The organism is Noviherbaspirillum agri (assembly GCF_054780595.1).
On sequence record NZ_BAAGWA010000001.1, the window covers coordinates 546,799 to 558,705 of the forward strand.

8 protein-coding genes are annotated in these 11,907 nt (G+C 59.1%); 6 read left to right on the forward strand and 2 right to left on the reverse strand.

Features of this window, described 5'->3' with window-relative positions:
• Window positions 1–4: 4 nt before the first annotated feature.
• On the reverse strand, window positions 5–1,267 hold the full coding sequence (gene lplT / locus ACYVIA_RS02350; RefSeq protein ID WP_460837506.1) for a lysophospholipid transporter LplT: 1,263 nt from the start codon (window positions 1,265–1,267) through the stop codon (window positions 5–7).
• 153 nt (window positions 1,268–1,420) lie between these two features.
• On the opposite strand from lplT, the gene alr reads away from it, so the two are divergent.
• The 6 genes from alr to pgaD all read left to right on the forward strand — a co-directional run bounded on the left by alr (window position 1,421) and on the right by pgaD (window position 10,440).
• Window positions 1,421–2,497 carry an alanine racemase gene (alr, locus tag ACYVIA_RS02355; protein WP_460837508.1) on the forward strand — a complete coding sequence of 359 codons (1,077 nt, stop codon included), beginning with the start codon at window positions 1,421–1,423 and terminating at the stop codon, window positions 2,495–2,497.
• Window positions 2,498–2,536: 39 nt separating this feature from the next.
• Entirely contained in the window at window positions 2,537–3,907 is a 1,371-nt protein-coding gene (gene radA / locus ACYVIA_RS02360) for a DNA repair protein RadA (protein WP_460837509.1), read from the forward strand.
• A 175-nt stretch (window positions 3,908–4,082) separates the two neighbouring features.
• Window positions 4,083–6,530 carry a poly-beta-1,6 N-acetyl-D-glucosamine export porin PgaA gene (pgaA, locus tag ACYVIA_RS02365; protein ID WP_460837511.1) on the forward strand — a complete coding sequence of 816 codons (2,448 nt, stop codon included), beginning with the start codon at window positions 4,083–4,085 and terminating at the stop codon, window positions 6,528–6,530.
• 2 nt (window positions 6,531–6,532) lie between these two features.
• Window positions 6,533–8,614 carry a poly-beta-1,6-N-acetyl-D-glucosamine N-deacetylase PgaB gene (pgaB, locus tag ACYVIA_RS02370; protein WP_460837513.1) on the forward strand — a complete coding sequence of 694 codons (2,082 nt, stop codon included), beginning with the start codon at window positions 6,533–6,535 and terminating at the stop codon, window positions 8,612–8,614.
• A complete protein-coding gene (pgaC, locus tag ACYVIA_RS02375; protein ID WP_460837515.1) occupies window positions 8,615–9,961 on the forward strand; it encodes a poly-beta-1,6-N-acetyl-D-glucosamine synthase in 1,347 nt (448 codons plus the stop codon). It abuts the gene before it with no gap.
• A complete protein-coding gene (pgaD, locus tag ACYVIA_RS02380) occupies window positions 9,958–10,440 on the forward strand; it encodes a poly-beta-1,6-N-acetyl-D-glucosamine biosynthesis protein PgaD (protein WP_460837516.1) in 483 nt (160 codons plus the stop codon). The genes pgaC and pgaD overlap by 4 nt, the downstream gene beginning before the upstream one ends.
• 138 nt (window positions 10,441–10,578) lie before the next feature.
• On the opposite strand, the gene hpnE is transcribed toward pgaD, so the two are convergent.
• Window positions 10,579–11,898 carry a hydroxysqualene dehydroxylase HpnE gene (hpnE, locus tag ACYVIA_RS02385; protein ID WP_460837518.1) on the reverse strand — a complete coding sequence of 440 codons (1,320 nt, stop codon included), beginning with the start codon at window positions 11,896–11,898 and terminating at the stop codon, window positions 10,579–10,581.
• Between the last annotated feature and the right edge of the window lie 9 nt (window positions 11,899–11,907).

Here is an 11,907-nt window from a genome sequence, read left to right on the forward strand (position 1 = left end):
GGCATCAGTGCTTGTGCTCGCCGATCAACGACAACGAGTCATATACACGCTGGTTGGCAGCATGCTTGCGCATGGCAAGAATCATGGTGCCGGCGACGAACAGACCGAACAGGATGATAACGACATTGATGTCCAGGTTCATTTTGACCATCAGTGCATACAGCATCAGCATGGTCAACACTGAAAGATTCTCGTTGAAGTTCTGGACCGCGATCGAGTGGCCTGCAGAAAGCAGCACATGGCCGCGATGCTGGAGCAAGGCATTCATTGGTACGACAAAATAGCCGGCGAGGGCGCCGATCAATATCAGCAGCACATAAGCAAGCCAGACGGTATGCACCATGGTCATGGTGGTCACGATCAGGCCCATTCCGACCCCGAGCGGCATCACGGTCAGCGCCTTCTTCAAGGGGACGAAGCGCGCTGCAGCAGTTGCACCAACTGCCACACCGACGGCAAAGACCCCTTGCAGGATTGCAGCCTTGTCGAGCGGCATATTGAGCGATTTCTCTGCCCACTTGAGCACGATGAACTGCAGCGTCGCGCCGGCACCCCAGAACAGTGTGGTGACGGCGAGTGAAATCTGGCCCAGCTTGTCCTTCCACAGCGTGGTGAAACAACCGGCGAAATCAGCAACCAGCTTGATCGGATTGCGTTCCTGGTGAGGATATCGGGCACCTGTGTCCGGAATTCGCAGGTTGAATGCGGACGCGGCGAAATAGGCGAGCATGATGACGGAGAGTGCCGCTTCGGCCGGCGTATCAATGCCCAGGTCAATAACCGGGAAATCGAAGCTCAGCAATGTCGCCGCCACCTGTGAATTGACGAGGGCGCCCCCCATCACGGTGCCAAGGATAATTGAAATTACTGTCAGTCCTTCGATCCATCCATTTGCCGCGACCAGTTTTTCCGGGGGAAGCAGTTCGGTGAGGATGCCGTACTTGGCAGGAGAATACGCTGCAGCACCAAAGCCGACGACGCCATAGGCGATGAGGGGGTGGACGCTGACAAACATCATCACGCAACCGGCTATCTTGATCAGGTTGGTGATGAACATGACGCGGCCCTTGGGCAGCGAATCTGCAAAGGCGCCGACAAATGCAGCCAGTAGCACATAAGACAGCACGAAGAACAGCTTGAGCAGCGGGGTCATCCACGCTGGTGCCTGCATTGTGGTCAAGAGTGCGATGGCTGCGATGAGGAGAGCATTGTCTGCGAGCGACGAAAAGAACTGCGCCGCCATAATGGTATAAAAACCGCGATTCATCCGCATATTGAGCCGTACCAATGTCTCTCATCTGTATCCGGCTTGCTTTATACCATGAAAAGTTGGGGTAACCGCAGGTTTTGCCAAGAGCGAAAGTACTGCGTCCGGTAAAATGAACGGCTCCTTATTGTTGTCCACCATCTACTTTGTTTCATGCCTAGACCCCTTGTTGCTACCGTCAACATCGCCGCAATGCGGCACAACCTCAACATTGCAAGAGCCGCTACGCCCCGCTCAAATGTCTGGGCAGTGGTGAAGGCAAATGCGTACGGCCATGGACTGGCGCGTGGAATGCGTGCCTTCTCCGATGCGGATGGCTTGGCGCTGATCGAGGTTGACAGTGCGGTAAGGCTGCGTGAAATGGGTTGGCAAAAACCTATCCTTTTGCTCGAGGGTTTCTTTGATCAGGCGGATCTGCCGGTAGTCGCCGCGCATGATATCCAGGTCGCGGTGCATTGCAATGAACAGATTGACATGCTCGCGCAGGCAAAGCCAGGTTTGCGGATCGACGTCCATCTGAAGATGAACAGCGGTATGAACCGGCTGGGATTCCGGCCGGAAGAGTTCCGGGCGGCCTACGAGCGCCTGCGTGCGACTGCTTCGGTCGCAAGCATTTCAATGATGACCCATTTCGCCAATGCCGATGACCCGAGCAATGCCGGCATGCCGATGGCGGAGCAGCTTCATCGCTTTCATGCTGCGACCGAGGGGCTGCCGGGCGTACGCAGCGTATCCAATTCGGCAGCTGTCCTGACGCGTCCGGATATCTTGTCTGACTGGGTGCGTCCGGGGATCATGCTGTACGGCGGCACACCGGGGGGACGCACGGCGGACGAATTTGGGCTGAAGCCTGCCATGACGCTTGCCAGCGAAATCATCGGCATGCAGCATGTCCGGGCAGGTGATGCGGTCGGATACGGCAGCCGCTTCATTGCCGATCGGCCAATGACGACGGGCGTGGTCGCCTGCGGATATGCCGATGGTTATCCCCGTCATGCGCCCAACGGTACGCCCGTGATTGTTCACGGCATCAAGACCCGGATTGTTGGCAGGGTTTCAATGGACATGATCACGGTCGACCTCACGGAGGTGCCCAACGCCCATGTCGGCAGCAAAGTTGTTCTATGGGGTGAAGGTCTCCCGATCGACGAGGTGGCGAGCGCTGCCGGTACCATCGGCTATGAACTGATGTGCGCGCTTGCGCCGCGCGTCGCGATCGTGGAGCGCTGACAGCCCGGTCTTCATGCGGCACTCAGATATTTAACTCTCATGGCAAAACAGAAGACAAATTACACCTGCACCGAATGCGGTGGCGTTGTGAGCAAGTGGGCGGGACAATGCCCTTCGTGCGGGCAGTGGAATACACTGGTTGAAACCGTCATCGAACCGGCAGCTAACCGCTTCTCTACGCAATATCAAGGTTTGGCCCAAACTGCTCCAGTGCTGAGCCTTGCGGATATCGAAGCGATCGATGTGCCGCGCTTCGGCACGGGTATAGAAGAATTCGACCGTGTGTTGGGCGGCGGACTGGTTGCTGGCGGTGTCGTCCTGATCGGCGGCGACCCGGGCATCGGCAAATCGACCTTGCTGTTGCAAGCCTTGGCAAACATGTCGCGTGTCAAGAAAGTGCTTTATGTCAGCGGTGAGGAATCCGGCGCACAGATTGCCCTGCGTGCAAAACGCCTGGCGATTGATGCGAAGGAGCTCCAGCTCCAGGCAGAAATCCAGCTCGAAAAGATCCTCAATACGCTTGCCGAGCACAAACCGCAGGTAGCGGTGATTGATTCCATCCAGACGGTCTATTCAGAGGCGCTGACTTCGGCCCCGGGCTCCGTGGCGCAGGTGCGCGAATGCGCCGCACAACTGACGCGCGTTGCAAAACAATCCGGCATCACCATCATCATGGTCGGCCATGTGACGAAGGAGGGGGCGCTGGCCGGACCGCGTGTGCTGGAACACATCGTTGATACGGTGCTGTATTTCGAAGGCGATACCCATTCCAGTTTCCGGCTGGTGCGCGCCTTCAAGAACCGTTTCGGCGCTGTGAACGAACTTGGCGTGTTCGCCATGACAGAGAAGGGTTTGAAAGGCGTGTCCAATCCTTCCGCCTTGTTCCTGTCGCAGCACGACAGCCAGGTTCCAGGTTCCTGCGTGATGGTGACACAGGAGGGAACACGTCCATTGCTCGTGGAGATCCAGGCGCTTGTGGATACTTCTCACGTTCCGAACGCCAGGCGGCTTTCGGTCGGCTTGGAGCAGAACCGGCTGGCTATGTTGCTTGCCGTATTGCACCGACATGCGGCGATTGCAGCATTCGATCAGGATGTCTTCATCAATGCGGTGGGCGGGGTAAAAATCAGCGAGCCCGCCGCGGACCTTGCGGTGTTGCTGGCCATTCACTCATCGATGCGAAACAAGCCGCTTCCTCGCGGACTAGTTGTGTTCGGGGAGGTCGGGCTGGCTGGTGAAATCCGGCCAGCGCCGCGTGGGCAGGAACGGCTTCGCGAAGCGGCCAAGCTCGGCTTTTCAATTGCACTTATCCCCAAATCGAATGCGCCGAAGCAGAAGATCGAGGGACTGACGGTGATTGGCGTCGAACGGATTGATGAAGCATTGAATCGCGTCCGGGATCAGGAATAGGAAAATTTCTCTAGAGAAATTGTAGTTGATGCAACTCAACCGTCTTTACAAATTCTTACAGTGGATTGATGGAAATGCTACTTTGGAAACATGCCGTGGTGCATTAAGTTCCAAGTAGAAATTGGCGTTGCGGCAAAGTGTTCTTTGGCACTTTTCGTCCTCAGGGGGAACCGCAATGCGTTTTTGTCGGCCGTATTCCATCTATATTGCATCGGGTGCGTGGCTGCTCATGGCCTCGGCGCATGCAGCCGTGCCTGCTGCAGAATACGATGCCGCAATCCAGGCCGCACGTAGGGGCGACACAGCGAGCGCCCTTGCCAGACTCAATGAATGGCATCGCGACGACTCCAGAGACCTCAGGATTGTCTATGACCTTGCGGCCGTACACGACATGGCGGGTCAACATGAGGCCGCGCTGGGCTACTACGAGCAGATCGTCAATCCGGAAGCGCCGGCGTACGCCATCAAGTCCGTAGCACGCTCGGCACGGATCGCGGGAAAGGCAAAAGACGCCGAGTCCGCATATCGACTACTCCTCACCAAGACACCCGACGACGCGGAAGCGCACGCCGGCCTCGCGTATTCCTTGCTGGCACAGGGGCAGGAGCAAGCAGCGCTTGATCACATCAGATCCCGGCTGCCGACAGCACCTTCTGCTTATACGCGGCAGGACGCGCCGCTGATCGTAGCATTGGCCGAGATGCATGAGGCGCGCAAGGAGTGGATTCCTGCTGCAGCTGCATATCAGGAGGTGCTGCGGGTTGCGCCGAACTTCCGCTACGCGTTGCGTGGTCGCGTATTCGCACTGAATAACGCAGGCGCTTTCCACCTGGCCCGTCGGCTGGCAGAAAGTCACCCCGATGCATTTACCTCCGAAGAGCGTCGTCGACTCGCGGATGACGCTGCCGCGCGCACCGTGCTGTTCGGGAAGGCGCAACTGGATGCGGATGACACGCCTGGCCGCTTCTTCACTGCGGACCTCGCCCTGCAACAGAACGAAACCAATGAAAGACAATTCGGGCCTGCGAGCCGGACCGCATTCGACCGGGTTGTCGCATTGCGCAACCGCGCTCGCACACGTGAAGCGGTTGAGCTTTACGAAGCGTTGCCCGGGAAGAAGGAAGCAGTACCACCGTATGTCAAAGCGGCAGCGGCCGATGCGTATCTGGAACAGAGGCAGCCGGAGCGTGCGCGAGACCTGTATCTGGAGGTATTGAACGATGCACAAAGCGCAAAGATGGCCGAGGCATTCGATTGGCAGATCGCACTCATTTACGCCTACGGCGAGGCGGAACAGTATCACGAAGCGGATAAGCTGGCAGACCGTCTTCTTGCCGGTATCCCTACCTATGTGAACAAGGGGACAGCCGCTGTCGAGACACCGAACAACGAATATTCGCGTGCCGCCTTGATGGCTGCACTCGTCCGTTTGTATTCCGACCGCACCGAACTTGCAGAGCAGCGCCTTGCAGAATTACGCCGACTGGCGCCATTCAATCACGACATCCGTTCCGCCTGGGCATTGCTGCAGTTGAGGAGGGCGCACCCGCGCGCTTCGCTGGAGGAATATGGATTGCTGCAGGCGGATTATCCCGAGTCTGCCGAGGCTGGCCTCGGGTATGCGGAAGCCTTGATGGCAATGAACAGGCTGGATGATGCCGGCACGGTGTTCGCACCACTGCTGACGAACTATCCGGATCGAATGGCGGTGCAGGGTTTCAAGCGTGAGCTGGACAGTCAAAACACATATCACCTGCAGGTCGATACCGTGATCGGGCGAGGAGCAGAAACTGCCGGGGCCGAATCCGTGTTCGATGCCGTCCTGTACTCACCGCCGCTGACTCAATCGATTGGCACGCCGTACCGTGGATTTGTGCGACTGAATCGTGCGGAAGGCGACGCGGACGAGGAGTCGGTGTCGCGCACGCGATATGGCGTCGGTATCGATTACAGGTTGAACGGCATCGGTGCAGCAGTGGAGTTGAATCATGCTGCCGGCGACGCGGATCGCAACGGTGTTGCTGCCAATGTTTCCATCGGCTGGTCCGATCAGTGGCGCAGCTACGCCGAGTTCGACAGCAATGTGAACGATCTTGCCGCTGCGGCGTACCGTGACGACATCACTGGGCGTTCATTAGCCCTCGGTTCGACCTGGACGGAACACGAGTCGCGCATGGTCGGTGCCGAGATCGCGCAAACACGCTTTTCCGACGATAACCGGCGCGAAGCCACCCGCATTTGGTGGACCGAGCGCTGGATCTCCGGCCCATCCTTCAAATTGTCGACCACCGCTGCACTTTCGGCTTCGCGAAACAGCGAGGCCGGCACCAGTTACTTCAACCCGGAGCGCGATCGCGAGGCGGCTGTGACAGTCGTTGGCGAGTGGCTGGGCTGGCGGCGTTATGAGAACGCCTTCCGGCAGCGTGTCTCGCTGACAGCCGGACATTATTCGCAAAAAGGCTTTTCCGGCGGAGCGGTGGGAGACCTGCGCTACGAGCATGAGTGGCGCATGGATCCGGCCCTGTATCTGCTTTACGGAATCGGGCACGCGCTCCATCCCTATGACGGCGAGCGCGAACATCGCAACTATGCGTACCTGAGTCTCTATTGGCGGATGAAATGAGCATGCACGCGAATTCAGCAATTGAAAAACGGAAGGGCTGGCTGTCGTTGCAGCGGCTTGTCGCGGCGTTCGGCATGACCTGCGTCTGGCTCGTGCTCGCAGTGACTTCCAGTGCTGCGATCGCGCGGGAACCTACCGGCGCCTTGGTGTTGCCCGTAATGGCAAAGGAGGTGGTCGATCCCCCACAGAGCTTCCGCGCGCTGTGCTACCACGACGTTCGCGACAATGTGCGTGAATCCTTCCGTACCTGGCCCGAACCAACTGCGATCGATACGCGCGACCTGGTTGAGCACTTTTCCTGGCTTGCCGAAAACGGCTACCAACCTGTCAGCCTCCAGCAAGTCATTGATGCACGTGCCGGAGGTGCGGTGCTTCCCGACAAGGCTGTCCTGCTGACTTTCGACGACGGATACAAGAGCTTCTACACCAAGGTCTTTCCTTTGTTGAAACTGTTCAATTACCCGGCAGTCGTGGCGCTGGTCGGGGAATGGATGGACGCGCAGCCGGGGGAGCAGGTTCAATACGGCGAGCGCCTGATGCCTCGCACGGAGTTCATGAGCTGGGACGAGGTGCGGGAGATCGCTGCGTCCGGCCTCGTGGAGATTGCGTCGCATTCCTATGCATTGCACAAGGGGATCAAGGCCAATCCGCAGGGCAACGAGATTCCTGCGGCAGTTTCGCGTCCCTATTCGGGGCAGGGCTACGAAAGCGACGATCAGTATGCTGCGCGTGTCAGGGGCGACTTGCAGAAAAATAACGAGCTGCTCCTGCGCGAACTGTCTCTCAAGCCACGCGTCATGGTCTGGCCGTATGGCGCATACAACCATCCCGTTGTCAGGTTTGCGGCAGAAGCCGGCATGCCGGTTGCGTTCAACCTGGAACCGGGGCCAAATGCGCCGTCCGACTCACTGCAGCGCGTACGGCGCGCACTGATTACCTACGACACGAAGATCTCCGATCTTGCACGGCTGCTGCGTGAACCTGCGCCGCAAGCCGGTACCCAAGTCCGCCCGGAGCGGGTCATCCATGTCGACCTCGACTATATCTATGACGCGGATCCGCAAAAGCAGGAAGCAAATCTCTCCTTGCTGCTTGACCGGATAGTCCGCCTGCGCCCGAGCACCGTCTATCTGCAGGCATATGCCGATCCGGATGGGGACGGCGTGGCCGAGGAGTTGTATTTTCCGAGCCGGCACCTGCCCATGCGCGCCGACTTGTTCTCTCGCGTCGCCTGGCAGCTTTCGACTCGCGCTGCAGTGAGGGTGTATGCGTGGATGCCGGTGCTCGCATTCAGACTGGACAAGCAGCACCCGGCATCCGGGCGCCTGGTGCAGGTCATGCCGGGTGCACCTGCTGCCGCAAGCGACGGCCGCTATCACCGCCTATCGCCGTTTGACGCGCTGGCGCGCCAGACAGTTACCGAGATCTATGAGGACCTCGGCAAGCATGCCCGGTTCGACGGCGTCCTGTTCCACGATGACGCCACGCTCTCCGACTATGAAGACAGCAGCACGGCCGCCTTGCAGCATTATCGGGAGCAATGGCAGATGGCCGAGCCGCTCGAAACCTTGCGCAGCGATCCGGCCAGACGCCGTTTGTGGACGGAAAAGAAAGCTGAATATCTGACCGACTTCACATTGGAACTGGCGCGCGTGTTGCGCGAATACCAGCCGCAGCTGCTGACCGCACGCAACCTGTATGCACAACCGGTCCTGGAACCCGCCTCGGAAGAGTGGTATGCCCAGCGCCTGCGGGATTTTCTTGCGGCATATGACTACACGGCCGTCATGGCAATGCCGTTCATGGAGGGCGCACCCAATCCCGCGAAGTGGTACGCACAGTTGTTGGCCAAGGTGAAGGCGCAGCCTGACGGGCTGCGGAAGACGATCTTCGAACTGCAGAGCCGCGACTGGAAGACGGGCAAACCGATTCCGGCAAAGACGCTTGTCGCACATTCGCGTCAGCTGCGCTTGTCCGGCGCTCGCCATTGGGGATATTACCCGGACGATTTCCACCAGAACCAGCCGGACGAGGCGGTGATCAAGCCCGCGATTTCGGTAGAGACCTTCCCAGTGAGGCGCTAAATGCGATTCGATACGTTCTTGTTCGATTTCACTTTCTACTATCCGCTGTTCATGGCGTATGTGTGGATGATCGGCGCGATCGCGTACTACTTCCACTACGAGCGGAAGGGTCTCAAGACCAAGGATCCGATGAGCCTGCTGTCGTCCACGCCAATGGTGACCATCGTCGTGCCGTGCTTTAACGAGGCAGACAATATCCGCGACGTGGTGGACGCCTTGTCGGAGCTGAACTATCCGAACTATGAAATCATTTGCGTCAATGACGGCAGTACGGATGACACCGGGAAGATTCTCAACGCGCTGCTGACGAGCCATACCCGACTGCGGGTCGTGCATCAGGCGAAGAACCAGGGCAAGGCGGTTGCGCTGAATACCGCAGCGCTGATGGCGGCTGGGGAGTTCCTGCTGTGTATCGACGGCGATGCCATCCTTGATCGCGATGCGATTTCGTGGATGCTGCGTCATTTCGAAGCAAGTCCGCGTGTTGGTGCCGTGACAGGAAATCCCCGCATCCGCACCCGCTCCACGCTGCTCGGCAGGCTGCAAGTTGGCGAATTTTCGTCGATCATCGGTGTGATCAAGCGTGCGCAGCGGGTGTACGGACGCCTCTTTACCGTCTCCGGTGTGGCGACCATGTTCCGCCGCCGCGCGATCGTTCAGTGCGGCTTCTGGAGTCCGGACATGCTGACGGAAGACATCGACATCAGCTGGAAGTTGCAGATCAACCATTGGGACATCCGCTTCGAGCCGCACGCGCTATGCTGGATTCTCATGCCGGAAACCCTGAAGGGGCTCTGGAAGCAACGCCTTCGCTGGGCGATGGGGGGCTGCCAGGCGCTGCGCAAATACGCCTTCATCTTCGGACACTGGCATTCCCGGCGCATGTGGGTGATCTATCTCGAGTACATCGCTTCGGTCTGCTGGGCGTATTCGATGGCCGTTGTGTTCGGGGCGTGGCTTCTCGGCCTCGCATTTCCGCTCCCGGAGCGTTGGCAAGTGTCGATCGTGCCCGGTTGGCATGGTGTCCTGATCGGGACGACCTGCCTCATCCAGGTTCTCGTGGCGATGATGCTGGACCGTTCGTATGACCGGCCGATGCTGCGGCAGTTCTACTGGATGATCTGGTATCCGCTCGCGTACTGGGTGCTCAATATGGTGACGTCAGTTGTTGCCGTGCCCAAGGCCTTCCTCCGCCGGCCGGGAAAGCGAGCCGTCTGGGTCAGCCCGGACCGTGGGATACGCGCAGTGGAAATCGAGTACGAGAGTGCCGCGGCAACGGCACAACCGCGTGGCGTAAAGACAGTGACGACCGCAACGCCGGGGGCTACATGGAGCATTGAGTCATGAGCGAAAAGAAGAAACTGCCATTGATCATCGACGAGCCATCACTGGTTCCCATGGTCAGCCGTCTTGGCTGGGGAGCGATTACCACAGCGTTCTGGGCGATCTGGTTTTACCTCTGGCTGCCGCTGATCACGCTCGCGGCATGGAGCTTTGGTCTCTACCAGGCCCATGCGCAATTCCACTGGGATCAACAGGTCGCGGAGCTCAAACGGCTCCTAGGCGTGTACTCGATCGTCGTCGCCGCACTCGGCAGCATCCTGCTGCTATGGGCTTTATCGGAGTACTTGCGCTTTCATAACAAGCATCGACGTTCTTCCGCAGAGCCGGTAAGCCCCAAGGAACTGTCCCAGCAGTGCGGGTTGTCCGCACTCGACATTGCCGCGTGGCAGAAACTGCAATGTGTCATTGCTTACCATGACGACAATGGCGGCTTCATCGGTGCCGATGCTGTGGAGGTGCCTTACGAGGCATCGCCGCCCTAGCTCGCTATTGAAAGAGCGTTGCACAGGTCGATTCTGAGAGCCTGTCTGAAGACTTGCCACGCGGCCCGATTGTGACTCTCGGACTGGAGGCCCCAACAAGACTTGGGCTGCTCATTAAGTCTTCAGCAGCCTGACAGATCAGATGCATCGCGCCGCAAGTACGCCGCTTCTTGTGGCTGATTCCAGCGTGGCCGGATAGTCGCATTCTGTGTAGTCGCCGGCGAGTGCGAGGCCGGGAAGGGCCGTGGCGTTCGCCGGCCGGAGCAGGCCCGGCGTGCATGAGAAGGTTGCGCGCTTTTCGGTGATGACCTTGGTCCAGTGCGGCGTCGTCAGGTCCGGCCGTTGAAGTGCGCGTGCGAGCTGGGCGCCGATAGCAAAGGTCAATTCATCATGCGAGCTCGCCAGCAATTCTTTGGCTGCGCTGACGACGACCGCCAGGAGCCCGGCTTGTTCTTTGTCGAGCCAGCCGCGGTCAAAAACGAACTGCCCCCATTCGCGGTTATTACCATTGTCGTTCAGTGCAAAGAACGGGTTGGATAGCCGTACCGACGCGTCGTACTGCAGGTAACAGGTGGTGATCGGCTCGAAAGTAAACGCCGGGATCTGCGCGGCATTGCCAAGTCCCTCCAGTACATTCGCCGCATGCGCAGGCGAGGTTGCCACGATGACCGCATCGAAGCGCTCGGCGGCGTCTTCACGATCGCTCTTGCACAAGACGTCCCAGCCGGATGACGCAGTATGGATGGATTTCACCGAGGTGCCTAACCGGACTTCACCGCCACGTTGCTGGATGAAGTGGCCCGCATGGTCCGGAAAGAGCATCGAAAGGTCGACGCGTGGCAGCAGCATGTCGGAAGCATGGCGCCGTGCACCGAGGCTGTCACGCAGTACGTTAAGAAATACCTTGGCAGACGCACGCTCCGGTGGTGTATTGAGCGCCGCAATGCAGAGTGGTCGCCACATCAGACGGATCAGACGCTGCGTCTGGTCGAAGTGTTCCAGCAATTCGGTCACGCTGCAGTCGTTGTTCAGTTGCCAGTCCATCCAGCGGGCCGTGGTGCTAAACCGGGCCAGCGAGAGTTTGTCTTCCCGCGACAGTCCCTTGGCGCGCATGAGGCCGACCAGCATGTGAAGGGGGGCAGGCAAACGTGGCGTGACAAAATCCATTCCGTCGGTGCCTGGATAGCGCATCTGCAACGGCAGCCGAAGGAGGGCATCTTCAGGACGAATGCCGACCGCCTGCATCAGGCGCAATGTCTCGCTGTATGCGCCCAGCAGGATATGCTGGCCGTTGTCGAGAAGCTTCCCAGCCAGTTCTACTCTGCGCGCACGCCCCCCCAGCGTCCGGGCAGCCTCAAAGAGCGTGACCACGTCACCTCGCTGCGCGAGTTCCACTGCCGCTGCACAGCCGGCCCAGCCGCCGCCAATGACAGCCACTCTTCTTGCAGATGCTGTCACGAGCACGCT